Below are 20,309 nucleotides of genomic sequence, written 5' to 3'. Positions count from 1 at the left end.
ATAAACATTGCTGAAACAATTCAAGCGTACATGTATGATAGGGTTCAAGATAAAGTTTAAAGGGGAAGTGATGATTTTGCAAAACATACTGATTTTCGCTCATAGGGGGTCCAAAGGGACGCATCCTGAAAATACCATGGCAGCATTTCAAAAGGCGGAAGAAATCGGGGCCGAAGGAATCGAGTTCGATGTCCACCTCAGTTCTGACGGGGAATTGGTCATCATCCATGACGAAACACTTGATCGAACGACCACCCTTACTGGTTATGTAAAAGATCATTCGGCACAAAAACTGAAAACGGCTGATGCCGGGAGCAAATTTTCCAATGAATTCCTTGGGGAGCGGATTCCTTTTTTAATGGACGTTTTCGACTGGGCTAAGGGAAATGCTTTATTGATGAATATCGAAATCAAAACGGATAAACTCGCTTATGAAGGAATTGAACAGAAGATCATTGATTCAATTCGTCATTATGGAATGGAAAACCGGGTGATCCTCTCTTCCTTCAACCATCAATCCATTGAAAAAGTGAAGATGCTTGCCCCAGACCTTGAACGGGCATTATTGTTCGAGGGGCTTCCTGAAAACTTCGAAGAAATCTTACGTGATAAAAAAGAATCGGGTTTCCATCCAGATAAAAACAGCCTGACTCCAGCAGTTAAAGAAAAAGCGAAAAAACTTGGATATAAAATCCGGCCTTGGGTCGCCAATGATGAAGCCGACATCGTCAGGCTGGCAGGGTTGGGAGTCGACGTCATCATGACCGATTTCCCTGAAAAGGCACTCAAGATTTTAAAAGCTTGGCAGTCACATGGCTGAACAATGCGAAAGAGAAGAAGCGATGCTCCTTCTCTTTCAAATCCATATTTATTCAATTAATTAACGAGAAAAGTTTGAACCGCCTAGTTGTTGTTCAGCCATTTGAACCAAACGTTTTGTGATTTCCCCACCAACAGATCCGTTAGCGCGAGAAGTAGTGTCAGCACCTAGGTTTACACCAAATTCACTAGCGATTTCATTCTTCATTTGTTGTAGAGCTTGTTCTGCACCAGATACTAAAAGTTGATTGCTGTTATTGTTGTTTGCCATGTGTTTTCACCTCCTACTAATATTAATTAGCATTTTAAGCTTAAATTATTATTGCCAATTTATTGAATTTTTTTTGATTGCGTTTCCCTCAATCCTAAGCTCTTTATCATGAATTTCTTTTTATGCTCATAAACTGTTAGGAAACTTTCAGTAGGAGGGAAAAGAATTGCAAATACATGTGGTTAGGCCAGGCCAGACGTTATATGGCATCGCCCAGACGTACAGCGTAACCGTTGACAGGCTCGTTGAATCAAATAAGATCCCTAACCCAAATAATCTTGTTTCGGGGCAGGCCCTTGTCATTCCAATCGTCGGCAGTTATTATTTCGTACAACCGGGTGATAGTCTTTATTCCATTTCCCAAAGGGTTGATGTCCCTGTTCAAGAATTGGCAAATATAAATGGCATTTCTGAAAATCAAATCCTATCAGTTGGATACCGGCTCTATATTCCGGCTCGGAGGAAAAGGACAGCCGAATTCAACGGCTATGTCGAGCCGAGGGGTACGACGGTTGCACCGGCCCTTGAAACGGCTGCCAGGGAAGCTGCGCCCTATTTAACCTACTTAGCCCCTTTCAGCTTCCAGGCGCTTCGAGACGGCTCCTTAAAAGAGCCATTACTCAATGAATTCCCTGCCATCGCCAGGGAAAATAAAAATGTCCTGATGATGGTGATCACAAATCAGGAAAATGACCAATTCAGCGATGAACTCGGACGAATCATCTTAACGAATACTTCCGTTCAGAATAAGTTCCTGAACAATATCGTTACAACGGCAAAGAAATATGGTTTCCGGGATATCCACTTTGACTTTGAGTATTTACGGCCGGCCGACAGAGAAGCCTATAATCAATTTCTTCGAAAAGCCAGGGATCGCTTCAAGAAGGAAGGATGGTTCATTTCCACGGCACTGGCCCCTAAAACAAGTGCTGAGCAAAAAGGCCGTTGGTATGAGGCCCATGACTATAAAGCACATGGTGAAATCGTCGACTTCGTCATCATCATGACATATGAGTGGGGATATAGCGGCGGACCCCCAATGGCAGTGTCACCTATCGGACCTGTTCGGGATGTTCTCGAATATGCCGTCACCGATATTCCTTCCAACAAGATCCTGATGGGGCAAAACCTATATGGCTATGATTGGACCCTGCCTTTTGTACAGGGATCCACTGCCAGGGCCGTGAGTCCGCAGCAGGCCATCCAGATTGCGGCGGACAATGATGTTGCCATCGAGTATGATGAAACCGCACAGGCCCCGCACTTCAATTATACCGATATTGAGGATAGGCAGCATGAGGTGTGGTTTGAAGATGCCAGATCGATTCAGGCAAAATTCGATTTACTCAAAGAATTGAACTTAAGGGGAATGAGTTATTGGAAGCTCGGCTTAGCCTTCCCTCAAAACTGGCTGCTCATCAGTGATAACTTCAACGTGCGGAGAAGGGTTTAGAAAAGATCAAGGAATACCGAAGCTGAAACGGGCATATAATCAATCATCGAGCATGAAGTCCATTCAGGATACGTGACTCAGCACTAGAAGCCTTCCGACATCATCCGGAGGGCTTTTATCATTTACCGTAATTCGATCAGGCAATATGCCGATATATATCATTCAAAGTTTGTCTTTTTGCACCCTTATGAGCCAAGCCTTTTTTGACCATACTATAAGGAACAGCTCAAAGGGTGTGAAAAACATGATTCGAATCGGTCCATACATCAGTACCGTTCCCAGATTTCCACGTTTCATCAGATTGCTTTCCATCATCGCCTTATTTTTACTTTCATTCGGGGTCTTGATCCACATTGTGGAGCCGGAAAGATTCCCCACCTTACTTGATGGCATCTGGTGGGCAATCGTGACCATGTCAACGGTCGGTTATGGAGATTTCACTCCAGTGACCAATCTTGGCAAAATCATTGGGATGGTCCTCATTTTGTCAGGCGCCGGCCTGATTACCTCTTATTTTGCGTACATCGCTAAAATTTCCATATCCAATGAACAGCAATTTCTAACAGGTAAGAAAGTATTCGGCGGCGGCGGCCATATTATCATTGTCGGCTGGAATGGCCGTTCTAAAAGAATCATCCAAAACATCCATGATCGCAAACACCATCAATCCATTGTCCTTATCGATGATACACTGCAAAAGCACCCGCTTCCAAGAACGAATATCCACTTTATCCAAGGAAAAGCTACATTGGATTCCGTTTTGCAGAAAGCCAATATTAAACAAGCCATACGCGTCCTTATTACGGCTGACCTGAAGCAAGACGAGCTGCAAACGGATATGTTCTCGATATTGACGTTACTGGCCGTCAAAGGGCTGAATCCGCATGTGTATTGCCTTGTGGAAATATTGACGCATGAACAAAAGGAAAATGCTTTACGGGCTGGGGCGGACGGTATAGTCGAAACGAATAAATTCGCGAGTGAATATATGCAGGATTGCTTATCGAAGGGGATCATAACGGAAGCCAGAGAACAAAATGAGCGGAATGGATTGAGCCTCAAACAGCTGCCCATCCAGGATGACTGGGTGGAATTGACGTTCAAACAGCTGAACGTTAAGCTATTCGATCAAGACATTTTATTGGTCGGCATCATTTCAGGAGGCAAGACATTGATCAAGCCCCCCGGAGATGTAATCATCCATCGTGATGACACCCTGCTCATCATTGAGGATTAGTGTAATAAAAGCTTTTCCAAATCACGGACAAGCGTTTTTCCTAATGAGATATAGTTTTCCGGAAATTCGGCATCCGGATTTTCAGGCTCGGCAAACTGATTGAAGGAAGCGGAGAGGTTTCCGATATTTCCTTCATCATCAATCCCGTCCTCATACTTATGAGATAACAGAAACGGCTGTAAAAGTTCGACCATTACCCCATCCATATCGAGTGAACCATCAACAGCCTTGAAAGGGACCCGCAAGAATTGGTAGCCATCACTGCCGTCAATCTTATAATCAAAAGACCCGTGGTCATAATCCCATCCTCCACCTATCACATATCCTTCCGGTTTTAACTTCGTCTCCAGATCGAACAAACCAAATGTTTTCCCTTCCAACTGAGAAGAAATTTTAATCATTGTATAAAACCTCTTTCGCTAATTTTCTATTAGCTTAACCAATGCGCCAAAAAAAAACCTGGAATGACTCCATTGTTCCCCCGAAAGGCATAAGGAACTTTGCTTCCAAGCCATCCTTACGATTTTGTGAAATTTTCGCCGTTTCCGTGATGGCACTCTTTGGCTTTCAACAAAAAAAGGCATCAAGCCGGATGTTATCCCGGCTTGATGCCCTTTATTATAAGCGCTTTTCGAGCTCCGCTTTTTTCTTTTCATAACCCGGCTTGCCTAAAAGAGCAAACATGTTCACCTTATAGGCCTCCACTCCAGGCTGATCAAATGGATTTACACCCAGTAAGTAACCGCTCATTGCACAAGCTTTCTCGAAGAAATAAACAAGGTAGCCAAAAGTATAAGCATCCAACTGAGGAACCGTTACGATCAGGTTGGGAACGCCACCGTCCGTATGGGCTAACAGCGTACCCTCAAATGCTTTATTATTCACGAATTGCACCGTTTCACCTGATAGGTAATTCAGGCCGTCCAAGTCATTGGCCGCTTCTTCAATCAAGATCTCATGACGGGCCTTTTCCACTTTGATGACTGTTTCAAAAAGATCACGCCGTCCTTCCTGAACATACTGCCCTAATGAATGCAGGTCAGTCGAGAAGTTAGCCGATGAAGGGAATATCCCTTTTTGATCTTTTCCTTCACTTTCTCCAAATAATTGCTTCCACCACTCAGAGAAGTATTGAAGTCCAGGCTCATAGTTTATCAGCATTTCAATCGTTTTCCCTTTATTGTAAAGGATATTCCGAACCGCCGCATATTGGTATGCCTGATTTTCACCTAGCTCGGAAGAACTGAAGTCGACCCTGGCACGCTCGGCCCCCTCCATGATTCGATCGATATCCGCCCCGCTGACAGCAATAGGAAGCAGCCCTACAGCCGTTAAGACCGAGTAACGTCCGCCAACATCATCAGGAATGACGAAAGTTTGGAACCCTTCCTCCGTTGCTACCGTTTTTAAAGCGCCCTTCTCTTTATCAGTCGTAGCATAAATGCGGCTCTTAGCTTCTTCAACGCCGTATTTTTGTTCAAGCAGTTTCCTGAAAATCCTGAAGGCCAGTGCAGGCTCCGTGGTCGTACCGGATTTAGAGATGACGTTGATCGAGAAATCCCTATTTTCCAATAGGTCCATCACGTCCTGCATATATGTAGAGCTTATATTATTACCGACAAATAAAATTTGCGGTGCTTTCCTTTTATCCGAAGGTAGAATGTTATAAAAACTATGTTGAAGCATCTCAACCGCTGCCCGTGCTCCCAGATATGATCCACCGATTCCGATAACCAGCAGCACTTCTGAGTCTTCTTTTATTTTCGCGGCCGCTTTTTTGATTCTTGAGAACTCTTCTTTATCATAATTGGCGGGTAAATCAAGCCAGCCAAGATATTCATTGCCTGCCCCTGTCTGCTCATGCAGGGAATGGTGTGCCACTTTTACAGCATCCTGTAAATAGGTAATCTCATGCTCCCCGAAAAACGGCAGGGCTTTTGAATAATCGAAACGAATATGGGCCATTCAAATTCCTCCTTGAATTCTTTAGTTTCCCTTTCACTTTATCTGATGTAATTCTCATAATCAAGAAATCGATCAAGTAAATAACGAATTATACATATAAAGCAATCTCCCACCAGGGAAGGCGGGAGAGCGGATCATATCACTTGTTTATAATGAAGCCCGTAAAATGGCAAGGACATCTTCACGGTTAAGGACTTTGAATCGTCCAAATTCCCCTCTGCTCATCGCTTTATCAGCTATGACTTCCAATTGTGAGTCATCGATGCCATAATCCGAAAGATTGGTCGGCGCCCCTAAGCTGCTCCAAAATGACCTAAGTCTTTCAATGCCTTCAAGGGCCGCTTCCTCATCCGTTTTACCTTCCGGATCTACATGGAATACACGGACTGCAACTTGTTTAAAACGTGCTACATTTTCATGGAGCACATGCTTCATCCAATTTGGGAATAAGATGGCCAATCCTCCTGCATGCGGGATGTCATAAACAGCTGAAACGGCATGTTCAATGTTATGCGTTGCCCAATCACCGCTGTAACCAACCCCAAGCGACCCATTCAAGGCCAGGTTTCCGGCATACAGGATAGTGGCCCGATGCTCATAATCCTCCAGGTCTTCCAATAGTTTAGGTGCCGTTTCAATTACCGTCGATAACAGCGATTCACAAAAACGGTCTTGCAGAGGTGCATGCGTTTCCGGGTGGAAGTACGTTTCGAACACATGTGACATCATATCGACCATTCCGTATACCGTTTGGTCTTTTGGTACTGAAAAAGTATTTTCAGGATCCAAAATGGAGAATTGCGGGAATACCAATGGACTTCCCCATCCGTATTTCTCTTTCGTTTCCCAGTTTGTTATGACAGATCCGGAATTCGCTTCAGAGCCTGTTGCAGCTAAGGTCAGAACCGTTCCGAATGGAAGGGCCTCTTCGACTGGGGCCTTCTTAATGACAAGATCCCATGGGTCCCCCTCATATTTAGCACCAGCAACGATGGCCTTTGTAGCATCTATAACGCTTCCTCCTCCAACCGCAAGGACAAAGTCGATACCATGTTCTTTACAAAGGTCAACACCTTTCCGGACTGTTGAGATGCGTGGATTCGGTTCAACTCCGGAAAGTTCGTGCACCTCTGCATCGATCTCTTTCAAGGCATTGACCACTTTTCCATATAAGCCATTTTTCTTTATGCTTCCTCCACCGTATACAAGTAAAACTTTATCGCCATAGGCGGGAATTTCAGTTTTTAAGCTTTCAAGCTGACCTTTCCCGAAAATTACTTTAGTAGGATTTTTATATGTGAAATTCTCCAATGGTATCTCTCCTTTAATGCCACATTGACTCCATTTTTGAATTATCGACAGAGCCAAGTGCTAGTTTTTCTTTTATTCATTATGACCAATGTTCCATTTAAATACAAAATATCCGCCCGGAACTTTTGAGTGGATGTATATTTACATGATGAAAAAGCATGATAAGTAAAGAACTGATTTTTTCAAAAAAAGGAGGCTGTACAATGAGTGGAATACAAAGAATTGCACTTGTTCTTACAATAATCGGGGCAATCAACTGGGGATTAATAGGTTTTTTCCAATTTGACTTGGTAGCTTCGATTTTCGGAGGGCAAGATGCTGGAATGGCCCGTATCGTTTATGGATTGGTTGGAATTGCCGGTCTCATTAATCTTGGTCTCCTCTTTAAACCAAGTCCTGAAATTTCCAGGGAGCCTGAAACCAAACCGACTCGTTGAGATCTTGACCATGGATAATGTTATGTTCTATAAAAGAAAGCCGGACCATGGATAAACACATGACCCGGCTTTATTTCATTCATATGCCCCTGGACAAAAAAAACCGGCTGATCGTAGGATCTGCCGGTTCTAAAATATTATTTTTTGATTAAGTCTTCGCGTTGAGATTGTTCAATCCACTCTTGAAGTTTGTCTTTCAATGTGTTGAAACCTTCAGTAGATTCGATGTGAGATGTCGCTTTAACAGATGCTTGGCGTTTTTTCGGAGCTTTTTTCGGAGCTTCAGTACGCTCAGGAGCTTCTTCTGTAGCGCGGATCGATAAGCCGATTTTTCCAGCAGCTGAATCGATGGAAAGAACTTTAACTTTCACTTCATCGCCCACTTTTAAATGTTCGTTGATATCTTTAACGAAGCCGTGAGTGATTTCAGAAATATGAACTAAACCTTGAGTTGATTCATCTAGAGCAACAAATGCACCGTATGGTTGAATACCAGTAACTTTACCAGCAACTACCGCACCAATTTCGAATTTTTCAGACATGGTAACACTCCTATTTTATATATATTTTTTCGTCTTTTCACGCAATAAAAAATTATATCACATAATTGGAAAATAATCAAAGTTAAGTATACCATACTTTTTAGGATTTTACTCATTAAAAATGTTTGTTTTTTGGAAATAATAAATATTATAAGATCTTTGTATATAACTTAACCTAAAAATTTGCAAATAACCTCTATTTCCCTTAAGATATTTACTCATTTTTCTAAAGATTGTAATATTAAACCTATCCAATTCCCCATAATCATAGTAAGATGAGAAAATGTTTTAAAAAAAATAATATACAGCTAGATAATCTTTACATCTAAAGGAGTTTTTCCATCATGTCAAAACAAGATCAATGGACTTCAAAACTTGGGTTCATCCTGGCAGCCGCGGGATCCGCTATTGGATTGGGCGCCATCTGGAAGCTCCCATATATGACTGGGGAAAATGGTGGAGGGGTCTTCTTCCTGCTCTTCATTATATTCACCCTGCTTATCGGGGCACCGATATTAATAGCGGAATTCACGATTGGCCGCAATGCACAGAAAGATGCCATTAGCGCATATAAAAATATCGCCCCTGGAAAGCCTTGGGCATTGATTGGATATGGCGGTGTCGTCGCTTCAATCATTCTTCTTTCCTTCTTCAGTGTTGTTGGAGGCTGGATCATCTCCTATTTAGCAAGAAGCTTTACAGGTTCCCTCTCAAACTTGACGCAAGAAGAATATGGGAACTTCTTCAATACGATAATCAGTAATCCTTATGAAACGGTCATCGCTCAGTTATTATTCATGGTCTTTACCATTTGGGTCGTGCAAGGAGGCGTTTCCAAGGGAATTGAAAAGGCTAATAAATATATGATGCCTTCATTGTTCATTCTTTTCATCATTCTTCTTATCCGATCCTTGACTCTGGATGGAGCGATGGAAGGTGTTAAATTCTTCTTGAAACCGGACTTTTCCGCATTAACAGGGGAAACGATCCTATTGGCATTGGGCCAATCCTTCTTTGCACTGAGTGTAGGTGTTTCCGTGATGGTAACCTACGCATCCTATCTAAGTAAAAAAGAAGATATTACAAAATCGGCACTTTCGGTAGTTGGACTGAATATCTTCATTTCCTTGCTGGCAGGTTTGGTCATCTTCCCGGCTGTTTTCGCACTGGGTTTCAGCCCTTCAAGCGGTCCTGGACTGGTATTTGTCGTGTTGCCTGCCGTCTTCAATGAAATGGCGCTTGGCGGGATCTTCATGTTCATTTTCTTCATATTATTATTATTTGCCACCCTTACGACGGCATTCTCCATTCTCGAAATCGTCGTTGCAGCCATGATCAAGGGTGATGCCGCAAAACGGAAGAAGGCTTCTTGGATAGCTGGTATCACCGTTTTCCTGATTGGGATTCCAAGCGCATTATCCTTTGGGGTGCTTTCGGATGTGAAGATTTTCAATTTATCCATATTCGATTTCGCTGATTATCTGACAAGCAATATCGCGCTGCCAGTCGGCGCCTTGTTCATATCCCTTTTCATCGGCTATCAAATGAAAAGGCTCGAGGTACAAAAGGAATTCGAAACTGGCGCTGATCCCGGCCGATCACTTTTTAAACTTTGGTACTTCCTGATTCGCTACATCGTGCCGATCATGATCATACTCGTATTCCTTAAGTCAACTAATCTCATTTAACATTCAACGTGCCGTTTCGAGATTTCTCGATGCGGCATTTTTTCACAAAACCTACATATTCCATTACTTCCCTTAAGTAATAATATGGTAAAATAATTACATAATAAAAATATATTTCCTGAAAAAGGAGTGTCTGACCATGTCAAATATCGCGAAGAATATCCGGCAATACCGAGAAGATAATAACCTCACTCAACAGGAACTGGCTTTGAAATTACGAATCGGCACGAAGAAAATCGAAAAGTATGAATCGGGTGAATCGGTTCCTGATACACAAACCATTTTACGGCTTTCCACCGTTCTTGACATACCGGCTTCAGAATTCCTGAAAGATGCCCAGGCCGGTAACGCCGCTGGTATCGATGAGGAAATAAAAAAATTGATTGAAGAAATCGGAACCAAAAAAGCGGAGCTCATTCTAAGGACAGCTAAGGACTTTAGCGAAGAACAAATTCTGAAAGTTATGCATACTTTATATAATACACAAGCTTAATTTAAAAATGGGTCGTAGTATGTGTATTTTTTTTCTAGGTACTGGATATACTATGATTAACACTTTCTATGTTAATCCATTAGATTAACTCTTTTTTCTAATTCCCCCTATGGAAAGGGATCCGGCTGCTAAAGGCCGGATCCCTATTTTTTTGCTTTTATTGGCAATGATTCTTCATGAAACGTTCCATTCTTCTAAGCGCCTCTTGAAGCTGTTCCATGGAGGATGCATAAGAACAGCGGATATGACCTTCACCGCTTTCCCCGAACACATCTCCCGGTACAACGGCAACAAGTTCTTCCTTCAGAAGTTTTTCAGCAAATTCCATCGAAGTCATCCCCGTTTTCTCGATTGATGGAAAAGCATAAAAAGCCCCGCCGGGATTATGGCAATCCAGACCCATATCGTTAAATGATTTCACGATATAATTTCGTCTTCTCCGGTAACTCCGACGCATTTCTTCCACATCCTGCATTCCGCTCTTTAACGCTTCCAATGCAGCATGCTGCGCAACGGTCGGCGCGCACATCATCGCATATTGGTGAAGCTTAAGCATCGCTTCGGAAATTTCCTTAGGTGCACAAACGAACCCAAGACGCCACCCAGTCATCGCAAACCCTTTCGAAAACCCATTGATGACAATTGTCCGCTCAAGCATGCCGTCAACGGCAGCAAAAGAAGTGAATTCCTCATCATAAGCAAGTTCGGCATAGATTTCATCGGAAATCACCAGCAAGTCATGCTTTTTAACGATGTCAGCAAGCATCACTAATTCTTCCTGCCCAAGCTGAGTTCCCGTCGGATTATTCGGTGAACAGATTAAAACGGCCTTCGTTTTAGGCGTTATCGCCGCTTCGAGTTGTTGGGGAGTCAACTTAAAGTCTTCTTCCTTGGATGTTTGGACCGTGACCGGTATTCCCCCTGCCATGGTCACAAGCGGTGCATAGGCGACGAAACAAGGTTCGACGACAATGACTTCTTCACCTGGATTCAAGATGGTCCTCAGGGCAATATCGAGGGCCTGGCTTGCTCCGACCGTGACAATGATTTGATCGTCCGGTCTATACGAAACATGGAACTGCTTCTCCATATACCGGCTGATTTCCGACCTTAATTCAAATAATCCGGCATTGGCCGTATATGAGGTATATCCTTCCTCCAGGGAGTTGATCGCCGCTTCCCTTACTGCCCATGATGTAACGAAATCCGGTTCACCCACACCAAGCGAGACGACCCCTTCCAAATTGGCTGCCAAGTCGAAAAAGCGGCGGATGCCTGATGGTTTAAGCTCTGCAATCGTTTTTGAAACATAACTCGTTTTAATCATGGTGACACCACTATCCGCTTATCTTCTTCAGTTTGATCAAAAATGGTGCCATCATGCTTGTATTTTTTCATTATGAAGTGAGTCGTCGTAGAAATGACGGAATCCAGTGTCGAAAGTTTTTCCGAAACAAAGCTTGCCACTTCGTTCATCGAACGTCCTTCGACAATGACTGAAAGATCATAAGCCCCAGACATTAAATAAACGGACTCGACTTCTTTGAATTTGTAAATCCTTTTTGCAACATCATCGAAACCGACGCCGCGTTTAGGAGTGACCTTTACATCGATCATCGCTGTGACACCATGGTATTCATCCACTTTAGCCCAGTTAATGACCGTTAAGTAACGTACAATGACCCGCATATCTTCTAATTTCTTCAACGTTATTTCAATGTCCGATTCCGATTGATCGGTCATTTTAGCCAAATCCTTCAGATCAATCCGGCTGTTATTTTCAATGATTCTCAAGACTTCCAATTCCTCTTCATTCAAGTGCATTGGAAAACCCCCCTTTTGGAATTCACTAATTTAGCTGTGATGGCTTGGCTGGCAGATAGTCTCACGAATTACCTTATTAGACTTTTTTTTAAAACCTATACAATATAATTTAATAAGTCCTATGCTGTCAGGATAAACTTACACTATTATATCAAAATTGGTTGGTGACCTGTTATAGTAATTGTGTTTTTTCATCGTTATTATTACAATTACTGTTATGCAACAGTATTAAAGGACCTTTTTTGGAATATTCAGGGTAACATGGTTTTTTATCATTGACCAATAACGGAGGAGGAGCTTTTATGGAAAGTCATACAATCAAAGGTGTCGAACGGGTAGGTAATATCGAAATCTATTTTGAATATGACCGAATCGATGATTCTCTCCCCACCCTTGTCCTGCTTCACGGATTTTTGTCATCGAGCTTCAGTTTCCGTAAATTAGTCCCCTATTTAATCAAGGAATACAATGTGATCTCAATAGACCTCCCGCCATTCGGGCAAAGCGGAAAAGATTATCGATATACATATTCATTCCGAAACATCGCTAAATCCGTCGTTCTATTCTTGGAGGGAAAAGCCATCAATAAATTCAGTATCATCGGCCACTCCATGGGCGGGCAGATTTCCCTGCAGCTCATCAAATCATATCCTGATCTTGTCGACCATGCCATTCTGCTTGCCGGTTCAGGCTATCAGCCCGGCTATTCGGAAAAAATGAAGATGGTCAGTTACCTGCCTTTCTTTTCATACGGAATAAAACGGTATCTGCAAAAATCAGGTATCGAAAAGAACTTGAAAAATGTCGTCCATGACCCGGCCATGATTGACGATGAAATGCGGCAGGGATATCTAGGACCATTCATAAAGAAGCATGATATTTTCCGGGCATTGGGGAGGATGCTTCGTGATAAGGAAATCGATTTGTTGAAGGAGGACCTTAGTGATATTCATACACCATGCCTGCTTATTTGGGGAAGACATGATCGAGTTGTGCCATTGAGTATCGGCGAAAGGCTCCATGAAGACCTGCCTAATTCCGAGCTTGTTGTCATTGAGGATTCCGGGCACCTTCTTCCAGAGGAGAAACCGGAAGAATTGTATCAATTAATTAAGAGGTTTATTGGGGTAGCCGCCCCAACGTAAACTCACGAGTTAATCGCACAATCTTACGATTCAACTGCTCATACTATGAGTATAGAGCAAAAAAACAACGTAAAAAAGGTGCCCCTGATTTCCGGGTACACCTTTTTTCACCTTTATATCGAACAGCTGGCATCATTTTTTATGATGAGCAGCTTTCGTGCAACGTCCAGGCACTTTTCCATCTGAATGGATTCATCGAACGCGAACTCGTAAATGGATTTTATTTTTTCCGCCAGTTCCTCCGGGTCATCTATATCCCGGATTGCTACGACCGTATCTGCAATTTCCGGCTCATATAGATCCCAACCTATCTCGAAAGGGTCCCATTCTTGCAAAACGGCAACCAACGCTAAATTCATTTGCTGTGTATCCATCTAATTTATCACCTGCTCAATATTTTCAAAGAACATGATATCATAGTATCATAACAACAGGCTTTTCGCGAAGACGACAAATTTTTATTCGGTGGTGGATATTTTGAACAAGTCAATTTTTGAAGAACAAATCAACAGGGAAAATTCAGGGTCTGCAAAATGGGATAAAAACTTCCTCACATCCTTATATGGGCGCGAGGATGTTCTGCCAATGTGGGTTGCCGATATGGACTTCCCATCTCCTGAGGGCATTCAAAAGGCATTGATGGAACGCTTGAATCATCCAATTTTCGGCTATACCGTCCCTTCTGAAACGGTTTTCACTGAAATTCAAAGCTGGCTTAAAGACCGGCACTCCTGGCAAATCGATAAGAAGTGGATTTCATTCAGCTCCGGCGTCGTTTCCGCAATCGGTACAACGATCCAAGCATTCACGAACCCGGGGGATAAAATACTGTTACAATCTCCCGTCTATACCCCATTTTTTGATATGATCAAAAATAATGACCGGGAAGTGGTCAATAGCCCCCTTATCATAGAAAAGGACCGCTTTGAGATTGATTTCACCGATTTCGAGGACAAGCTGAAAAGCGGAGTGAAACTATTCCTTTTTTGCAGTCCGCATAACCCTGGTGGACGCGTTTGGACAAAGGACGAACTCTTACGGATCGGGGATCTATGTGAAAAATATGATGTAGTCATCGTCAGTGACGAGATACATGCTGACTTATTCCATACAACATCCAGGCATTATCCGATCGGCTCGCTTTCAGAAAAATTAGCGGATATGACCGTTACATTGATGGCGCCAAGCAAAACATTCAATATTGCAGGCCTTCAGGCTTCATTCCTGATCGCCAGTAATGAAAGATTGCAGAAGCAATTGCAAAAGGCGCAAACGAAACTGGCCTTCCATGGTCTTAACATCTTTGCCTTAACAGCAATGGAAGCCGCGTATCGGGAGGGCTTGGAATGGCTTGAAGACATGATTGGCTACATTGAGGAGAATATAAAAGTGGCAGAGGAATTCATTGCAGCCGAAATTCCTTCACTGCATGTCATGCATCCGGAAGCCTCTTACCTTTTATGGATTGACTGCCGTGACCTTGGATTGAACGACAAGGAAATTAAGGATCGACTGATCCATAAAGGGAAGCTTGCATTGGAGCCTGGTTCTAAATACGGACCTGGCGGAGAAGGTTTCGTCCGAATGAATCTCGGTTGTTCACGCAGCGTCCTGATGGAAGGGCTAAATCGTTTGAAATTGGCTTTTTCTTAAACAAAAGAAGAACCAGGCTTAGAATCCTGGTTCTTCTTTTTCAATCTTTTTCTTCATCGACATAAGGGTCATGCTCATATCGAGGCAAATCCCCAAACGAGGTTTGAATATCTTCTTCAAAAAGTTCTTCCTTCAATTCTTCATATTGGGAGTTCGGATAAACCGTTATCTCTTTACCGTATATATCCACACCAACGAAATTTTCATAATTTTCGACATACCCGACATTTTCTTCGGACTCGACATACATATCTTCGTAATCGTTTGGCGGATTTATAAAATCGGAAGGCGATTCAGATGTTCCATAACTGGCAACATCCTGCCAAGAATCTTCCGCATCGTATGCAACCGATTCATGCCGGTCGTCAAAATCAAACCTGCCAAACGGCGGTCCCAACACTTCCTCTTCGACCGGCCGATTGCCCGAAGTTTCCTGTGATGGGGTATGCTCGACACAATAAGTCGTTGTAGGGATTGCTTTCAAACGTTCAAGAGGTATTTCCTTTGAACAAACCTGGCACTTTCCATACTCACCTGACTCGATGGCAGAAAGCGCCCGTTCAATATCCCTTATTTCATCCCGATCATGCTCGGAAAGGGCCAAATCCTTTTCCCGTTCATATAACTCGGTTCCTTCATCTCCGGGATGATTATCGTAACTCGATAACTCACCAGTCGAATCCTCCAGGCTTCTTCTTAAATCGTGGTTGCCTGAATCACTTAATCGCTCTTCCAACTCTTGTTTCGTTTGCTGCAATTGCTGTTGAAATTCTTTTAGCTGCTGATTGGATAGCATGTGCAACATCCTTTCAAAATCGTTCTTCCCTCTAGTATTTCTCTCTTCCCAACATTCCATAAAGGTACTTTTTACCTTAGGAATAATTTAATTCAGATAACAGAAGCTAACTTAGAAATTAATTTAAGGAGGGCTTCCATTTGTATTTCTATAAAGAAGACCTAATCAATATGATCGTTCCCGATAAACCTGATCCAAATGCAGCAAAAGTGCTTCAGGAAACGCTTGGAGGGCAATTCGGTGAAATGCGGACGATGATGCAGTATTCTTTCCAAAGCGCCAACTTCCGCGGCAAGGCTAAACAATATCGCGATTTAATCCGCGGAGTTTTCTTGGAGGAACTGAGCCACGTTGAACTTGTCCAATCAACCATCAATCAGCTGCTGAATGGTGCTGGCGGGGATATGCCTGGAGATGTCGCTATCGACGGCGCCCCATTGGATGAAGTCATCAAAGGCGGTGCAAACCCCCACCATTTCATCATCGGTGCGAAAGCATCCCTGCCCGTTGATGCTGGCGGCAATCCATGGAACGGATCATGGGTTTATGATCACGGCAATCTTGTGGCGAACCTTTTGAACAATGTCATTCTTGAATCCACGGGAGTCCTGCAAAAGTCCAGGATTTATGAAATGAGTTCCAATAAATCAATGCGCGAAACACTGGCATTTTTAATGGTTCGCGACAATGCCCATCAAAATGCATTTGCCAAGGCATTGGAAACGCTTGGGGTCGACTGGGGAAAAATCTTCCCTGTACCTAATTATGATTTGAACAAATATCCTGAATGCCGCAAATATGTGGATTTAGGCTACCATAATGCCCAATTCAATTTCAGGATGGATCAAACTCGAATCGGCGAGATTTTCCAAGGGGAGACACCGAGCCGAAATGGCGGAAACCTTGCTGTTACCGAGCCTCCAAAAGGATTCCCGGTCCCTGAAATGCCGGATATGCCAAATGAACATAGCCCTGGATTAAGTGATTTGAACAATTAAAAAAGAAGGCGGACACATCATGTGTGTTCGCCTCCTTTTTTAATTATTGATATATTTTTCAAAAACAAAGCCAAAATCTTTCACATGGTACTTTTTCCGGCTGTCCATCAACCATTCGAAAGCGGCGGAATTAATTTCCTTGAAACTTGCAGCCATTTGGCTTCCATCAGTGCGAACCTGGTTCAAAGTGGAAGAAGCAAGGTTTACGCTTTGCTGGGCATATTGAAGGGCAAACTCATTCTCATGGCAAATTTCCGATATTTTCACGAGTGATTTGAACAAGTCTTTTAATTCTTCAATGAATTTCTTATGGACATCAATGGAGAAAGTCTTTGCACCGATCGAAAATTTAATTTCCGCATCCAAATCCACTGTCCCTGCGGTTTCAAGCGTGGCATTGGAAATAGTATACTGGCTGTAGCTATATCTTGTAAGTGTACGCTTTTTGCTAATGGCACTTGTGCCGTCCAAATGTATGAACGCTTGATTCGTGAAACAGTACTCATCGGTTTTCGATTTAATCAGGAAATAAATTTTTTCCCCATCTTCATGCATGATATAGTCATCTGCATCCACCTTGTCATAATCTGCAGGACTAATAACACTTCCAATATCACTAAGACCAAGGGCATCAGCCGCCATTTTCTTAAACATAACCATTCCCCCTATCCAATATCCAGGTGAATTTCACCTTATTATATGCATTTCTCCAGTATTATCTCATCTCGGATCGGAATTCCATCAAAACTGTAAAATGGTATTTCCGGCTTGATTTTCCGTGATTCTTCCACGGCATTTTTTATGATTTCCGAAATGACATAACCACGCTTTTGAAAAAACTTCAACGCCTGTAGATTATCGTTCGTTGTAATCGCTTTAATAGTATGGCAATTTTTTTCCTTAGCGATATTTTCCATCACATAAAGCAATGACGAGCCCACACCTTGATTCTCATGCTCACTGTTCAAAGAGATGATCTGACATACATGGTCGGATAATTTGTATGTTCCCAACCCCGTGATTTTTTCATTCTCGTCCATCACCCCAAAACCCTCAAGTTCCGCATAATGAAACAAGCCTCTTGAAAAAACGACTTGAGTCGTCTCCCAGTGCTGAATGAAAAAATCCTTGACCGTATCTGCCGCAATCATTCTTTTAGCTACGATTTGCATAACCAATTACGCCCCCAAAATTTCTATCTCTATGCTTATAGTATAAAATGCTTATGCTGAGAAGGGAACATTTAATTCTTTACTACCTTCTAACAAAACATAATACCATTCATATTCAGATAATCAATATCAAAAAACGGGGCTCGAGATGCAGGCATCTTCCGGGATCAAGAAAGGGTATCATCCTTTATACGCTGGTTCCTTCTGGTGACCTCATCTTCGAATTGCTTCGTTTTCAATTCTTCCTTCTTTGAATATCTAATAATAGCCCTCATCGTAAAAACGGCTGCCACTAGAAAAATGAAGCAAGTTATACCAGCCGAGATATATTCAGTCTTGTCTTCCGGAAAGTAAAGAAACAAACCTAGTAAAGCATGATTGAGAAAGTCCATCCGCTACATCCTTCCTGATAGGGAATTAAACTGCATTCTCTCATTATATCAATTACCAGAACAATCCACTAGTGGGCCTAATCCACTAAAACCTAAAAAAAAGAGAGGCACTGAGCCCCTCGCTTCGCTTTTATTTATAAAATGGCGATCCCTTTAATGACTACATCCACTGCTGGCTTATCGCCCGCAACTGTCTCTACGTTAGCAATCGAATCAACAACGTCCATGCCTTCGACCACTTGTCCAAAAACAGAGTGTTTATGATCCAGCCACGGTGTGCCTCCTTGTTCCATATAAGCACTGATGATTTCTTCCGGATAACCGGCTTGCTTCATTTGCTCACCCATCCTGCTGTCCACATGCGGGGCTTGTACGACGAAGAATTGGCTGCCGTTTGTTCCCGGGCCTGCATTAGCCATGGAAAGAGCTCCGCGCAAATTGAATAATTGCATGGAGAACTCGTCCTCAAATGGAGCTCCCCAAATACTTTCTCCACCCATTCCAGTCCCTGTCGGATCTCCGCCTTGAAGCATGAAGTCCTTGATGACACGGTGGAAGATGATTCCTTCGTAATAACCGTTTTCAGCATGTGTCAGGAAATTTTCCACTGTCTTCGGAGCCAGTTCAGGGAATAATTTAATTTTAATATCGCCCATCGTCGTTTGCATGATGACCGCTTTTTCATTTTCCAAAACTTCACTTGTTAATTGTGGAAAGTTTGTCATTGTACATAACCTCTTTCTTTTTAAAATAAAATGGCATGAAACACCATTTTTCATCTTCATTTGTACACTTTACACGATTTTCATAAAAAAAGCATCTTTACGAAATTGAAGAAATTCGCTGTGAAAAATCGTTGTTCTTATGTATCATGAAGGAAGTTAAAAGAAAGGTGGTAGGGAAATGTCAGAACAGGATTTTAAAATCGGCGATAAGGTTACCGCCATATATAAAACTGGAAAATACATCGGGGAAGTCACCGATATCAGACCTGCTGCATATCTTGTTAAAGTGTTGGCTGTCTTGAAGCATCCCATGCAGGGAGATCTTCATAACCCGAAGCAAACGGAAGTGTCCATGTTCCATCAGCGGCGTGCTCTTGCATTCCGGGAGCAAACCAATGTACCAAAGAATATGGTAAGGACTTTCGATGGGGAGATTCCTGAGTATAAGGAATCCTTAAGAGAAGCTGTTGAGAAAATGAAAGGCACTTTAAGCGAAGCCCAAACAGAGTGGAATGATAAAAGCTTACAGTTGCTTGAAGATTTAGCGGCGGATTATTTCAAATAAAGCATGATAAAAGCCAAATCAGTAGTATATGATTTGGCTTTTATAACGCTAAATGATTCAATACCTTTGATAAATCAATGCGGTCGCCAATTGTCGTCGGTTCATGATTTTTCATATAACTTTTATCCTTCTCCACTAACTTAAAGATATTATATGTCGTAATCGCATCATCCAGCGCCCTGTGATGCTTGCCTGTCCCTTCTTTGCCATAGGCCTGTACAGCTTTCCAAAGTCCGGTTTGATTTTGATCCCCGAAAAAGCGTTTATACTCCAGGCAAAGATCATTTTCTTTCCCTGAAAAAGGGAAATCCAATCCTGCTTTCTGACAATTCTGTCGAAGCACCTTCATGTCCATATTTCCCCACGTAACAATCGTCGTCGGGTGCTGCTCATCTATTTTCTTCAATAACGCAACCAGTTCTTCAAATGAAATCCCCCGGTCCACCTGATCCTGGGTAATGTTCAAGAACTTCTTGCATCTTCCCGTTAAAACTGGAAATTTCAATGGGTTAACAAAAGATGAGAATTGTTCCTCAATGGTCCCATTAATGACAGTGACTAAACCAACCTCAATGATTTCCGGATAAAACCCCTTTGGATTGGCTTTTCCTTCCGGCATCGTAAATTCAAAATCAATGAATACATATTGCTGTTGTTCCTCCAATTTTATGACCCCCTTCATATTCCTGACATTAAACAAACATGTTTTTTTCTCACGAGATTATTATAACAGAAGATTTAGAAAGTTATTTCTTTGGATCGCAACACACCATTCGGATACCGCTCCTGCCGTCATACCTAATTTACCCAAAACTCTTTATTG

24 protein-coding genes are annotated in these 20,309 nt (G+C 42.5%); 10 read left to right on the top strand and 14 right to left on the bottom strand.

Annotated elements, in window-relative coordinates; genetic code table 11:
- Positions 1 to 70 precede the first annotated feature (70 nt).
- A complete protein-coding gene (locus ACIQYG_RS05875; RefSeq protein ID WP_402836187.1) occupies positions 71 to 820 on the top strand; it encodes a glycerophosphodiester phosphodiesterase in 750 nt (249 codons plus the stop codon).
- Between the two features lie 60 nt (positions 821 to 880).
- On the opposite strand, the gene ACIQYG_RS05870 is transcribed toward ACIQYG_RS05875, so the two are convergent.
- Positions 881 to 1,090, bottom strand: coding sequence for an alpha/beta-type small acid-soluble spore protein (locus ACIQYG_RS05870; protein ID WP_034310322.1), 210 nt, complete (start codon positions 1,088 to 1,090; stop codon positions 881 to 883).
- 166 nt (positions 1,091 to 1,256) lie between these two features.
- On the opposite strand from ACIQYG_RS05870, the gene ACIQYG_RS05865 reads away from it, so the two are divergent.
- Entirely contained in the window at positions 1,257 to 2,543 is a 1,287-nt protein-coding gene (locus tag ACIQYG_RS05865; RefSeq protein ID WP_402836185.1) for a glycoside hydrolase family 18 protein, read from the top strand.
- A 244-nt stretch (positions 2,544 to 2,787) separates the two neighbouring features.
- Positions 2,788 to 3,780 carry a potassium channel family protein gene (locus ACIQYG_RS05860; protein WP_402836183.1) on the top strand — a complete coding sequence of 331 codons (993 nt, stop codon included), beginning with the start codon at positions 2,788 to 2,790 and terminating at the stop codon, positions 3,778 to 3,780.
- On the opposite strand, the gene ACIQYG_RS05855 is transcribed toward ACIQYG_RS05860, so the two are convergent.
- The 3 genes from ACIQYG_RS05855 to ACIQYG_RS05845 form a co-directional block, all read right to left on the bottom strand.
- Entirely contained in the window at positions 3,777 to 4,181 is a 405-nt protein-coding gene (locus tag ACIQYG_RS05855) for a YugN-like family protein (protein WP_402836182.1), read from the bottom strand. The two genes, ACIQYG_RS05860 and ACIQYG_RS05855, sit on opposite strands and share 4 nt — an antisense overlap.
- Before the next feature lie 217 nt (positions 4,182 to 4,398).
- Positions 4,399 to 5,745, bottom strand: coding sequence for a glucose-6-phosphate isomerase (locus ACIQYG_RS05850; RefSeq protein WP_402836180.1), 1,347 nt, complete (start codon positions 5,743 to 5,745; stop codon positions 4,399 to 4,401).
- A gap of 147 nt (positions 5,746 to 5,892) precedes the next feature.
- Complete coding sequence (locus ACIQYG_RS05845; protein WP_402836179.1) at positions 5,893 to 7,056, bottom strand: iron-containing alcohol dehydrogenase; 1,164 nt, start codon at positions 7,054 to 7,056, stop codon at positions 5,893 to 5,895.
- Between the two features lie 203 nt (positions 7,057 to 7,259).
- Between ACIQYG_RS05845 and ACIQYG_RS05840 the strand changes: the two genes are divergently transcribed.
- The gene (locus ACIQYG_RS05840; RefSeq protein WP_034310308.1) at positions 7,260 to 7,493 is read left to right on the top strand and encodes a DUF378 domain-containing protein; all 234 of its coding nucleotides are present in this window, start codon (positions 7,260 to 7,262) and stop codon (positions 7,491 to 7,493) included.
- Between the two features lie 137 nt (positions 7,494 to 7,630).
- Here ACIQYG_RS05840 and yugI read toward each other — a convergent pair whose 3' ends face one another.
- Positions 7,631 to 8,035 (bottom strand): S1 domain-containing post-transcriptional regulator GSP13, encoded by a 405-nt coding sequence (gene yugI, locus ACIQYG_RS05835; protein WP_034310304.1) that lies wholly within the window; start codon positions 8,033 to 8,035, stop codon positions 7,631 to 7,633.
- Positions 8,036 to 8,379: 344 nt separating this feature from the next.
- On the opposite strand from yugI, the gene ACIQYG_RS05830 reads away from it, so the two are divergent.
- Both ACIQYG_RS05830 and ACIQYG_RS05825 read left to right on the top strand, forming a co-directional pair.
- Positions 8,380 to 9,723: a sodium-dependent transporter gene (locus tag ACIQYG_RS05830; RefSeq protein ID WP_402836176.1), complete on the top strand. Its 1,344-nt coding sequence runs from the start codon at positions 8,380 to 8,382 to the stop codon at positions 9,721 to 9,723.
- A 139-nt stretch (positions 9,724 to 9,862) separates the two neighbouring features.
- Positions 9,863 to 10,216: a helix-turn-helix domain-containing protein gene (locus ACIQYG_RS05825; protein WP_402836174.1), complete on the top strand. Its 354-nt coding sequence runs from the start codon at positions 9,863 to 9,865 to the stop codon at positions 10,214 to 10,216.
- Between the two features lie 157 nt (positions 10,217 to 10,373).
- On the opposite strand, the gene ACIQYG_RS05820 is transcribed toward ACIQYG_RS05825, so the two are convergent.
- Both ACIQYG_RS05820 and ACIQYG_RS05815 read right to left on the bottom strand, forming a co-directional pair.
- A complete protein-coding gene (locus ACIQYG_RS05820) occupies positions 10,374 to 11,543 on the bottom strand; it encodes an aminotransferase (protein ID WP_402836172.1) in 1,170 nt (389 codons plus the stop codon).
- Positions 11,540 to 12,040: an Lrp/AsnC family transcriptional regulator gene (locus tag ACIQYG_RS05815; protein ID WP_101223605.1), complete on the bottom strand. Its 501-nt coding sequence runs from the start codon at positions 12,038 to 12,040 to the stop codon at positions 11,540 to 11,542. Before ACIQYG_RS05815 ends, ACIQYG_RS05820 begins: the two co-directional genes overlap by 4 nt.
- Before the next feature lie 302 nt (positions 12,041 to 12,342).
- Here ACIQYG_RS05815 and ACIQYG_RS05810 point away from each other — a divergent pair, with 302 nt between their 5' ends.
- On the top strand, positions 12,343 to 13,185 hold the full coding sequence (locus ACIQYG_RS05810) for an alpha/beta fold hydrolase (protein ID WP_402836169.1): 843 nt from the start codon (positions 12,343 to 12,345) through the stop codon (positions 13,183 to 13,185).
- A 113-nt stretch (positions 13,186 to 13,298) separates the two neighbouring features.
- Here the strand turns inward: ACIQYG_RS05810 and ACIQYG_RS05805 are convergent, their stop codons facing one another.
- Positions 13,299 to 13,559: a DUF1871 family protein gene (locus ACIQYG_RS05805; RefSeq protein WP_402836167.1), complete on the bottom strand. Its 261-nt coding sequence runs from the start codon at positions 13,557 to 13,559 to the stop codon at positions 13,299 to 13,301.
- A gap of 103 nt (positions 13,560 to 13,662) precedes the next feature.
- Between ACIQYG_RS05805 and ACIQYG_RS05800 the strand changes: the two genes are divergently transcribed.
- Positions 13,663 to 14,838 carry a MalY/PatB family protein gene (locus tag ACIQYG_RS05800; protein WP_402836165.1) on the top strand — a complete coding sequence of 392 codons (1,176 nt, stop codon included), beginning with the start codon at positions 13,663 to 13,665 and terminating at the stop codon, positions 14,836 to 14,838.
- 40 nt (positions 14,839 to 14,878) lie between these two features.
- On the opposite strand, the gene ACIQYG_RS05795 is transcribed toward ACIQYG_RS05800, so the two are convergent.
- The gene (locus tag ACIQYG_RS05795) at positions 14,879 to 15,634 is read right to left on the bottom strand and encodes a TraR/DksA C4-type zinc finger protein (RefSeq protein ID WP_402836163.1); all 756 of its coding nucleotides are present in this window, start codon (positions 15,632 to 15,634) and stop codon (positions 14,879 to 14,881) included.
- Positions 15,635 to 15,774: 140 nt separating this feature from the next.
- Between ACIQYG_RS05795 and ACIQYG_RS05790 the strand changes: the two genes are divergently transcribed.
- Positions 15,775 to 16,632, top strand: a complete 858-nt coding sequence (locus tag ACIQYG_RS05790) for a manganese catalase family protein (RefSeq protein WP_402836161.1) — start codon at positions 15,775 to 15,777, stop codon at positions 16,630 to 16,632.
- Positions 16,633 to 16,671: 39 nt separating this feature from the next.
- Here the strand turns inward: ACIQYG_RS05790 and ACIQYG_RS05785 are convergent, their stop codons facing one another.
- The 4 genes from ACIQYG_RS05785 to ACIQYG_RS05770 form a co-directional block, all read right to left on the bottom strand.
- Positions 16,672 to 17,286 (bottom strand): PH domain-containing protein, encoded by a 615-nt coding sequence (locus ACIQYG_RS05785; protein ID WP_048687662.1) that lies wholly within the window; start codon positions 17,284 to 17,286, stop codon positions 16,672 to 16,674.
- Between the two features lie 41 nt (positions 17,287 to 17,327).
- A complete protein-coding gene (locus ACIQYG_RS05780) occupies positions 17,328 to 17,804 on the bottom strand; it encodes a GNAT family N-acetyltransferase (RefSeq protein ID WP_402836158.1) in 477 nt (158 codons plus the stop codon).
- Positions 17,805 to 17,971: 167 nt separating this feature from the next.
- On the bottom strand, positions 17,972 to 18,196 hold the full coding sequence (locus ACIQYG_RS05775; protein ID WP_402836155.1) for a hypothetical protein: 225 nt from the start codon (positions 18,194 to 18,196) through the stop codon (positions 17,972 to 17,974).
- Between the two features lie 134 nt (positions 18,197 to 18,330).
- Positions 18,331 to 18,921: a peptidylprolyl isomerase gene (locus ACIQYG_RS05770; protein ID WP_402836153.1), complete on the bottom strand. Its 591-nt coding sequence runs from the start codon at positions 18,919 to 18,921 to the stop codon at positions 18,331 to 18,333.
- 178 nt (positions 18,922 to 19,099) lie between these two features.
- On the opposite strand from ACIQYG_RS05770, the gene kapB reads away from it, so the two are divergent.
- Positions 19,100 to 19,486, top strand: a complete 387-nt coding sequence (kapB, locus tag ACIQYG_RS05765; RefSeq protein WP_402836151.1) for a kinase-associated lipoprotein KapB — start codon at positions 19,100 to 19,102, stop codon at positions 19,484 to 19,486.
- Positions 19,487 to 19,526: 40 nt separating this feature from the next.
- Here the strand turns inward: kapB and kapD are convergent, their stop codons facing one another.
- Complete coding sequence (gene kapD / locus ACIQYG_RS05760) at positions 19,527 to 20,150, bottom strand: 3'-5' exonuclease KapD (RefSeq protein ID WP_402836149.1); 624 nt, start codon at positions 20,148 to 20,150, stop codon at positions 19,527 to 19,529.
- Between the last annotated feature and the right edge of the window lie 159 nt (positions 20,151 to 20,309).

Origin of the sequence: Peribacillus sp. NPDC096622 (assembly GCF_044762665.1) — a bacterium.
Classification (GTDB): domain Bacteria; phylum Bacillota; class Bacilli; order Bacillales; family DSM-1321; genus Peribacillus; species Peribacillus frigoritolerans_B.
Note: the sequence above shows the minus strand (reverse complement) of the source record. Positions and strands in the feature narration are given on the sequence as shown.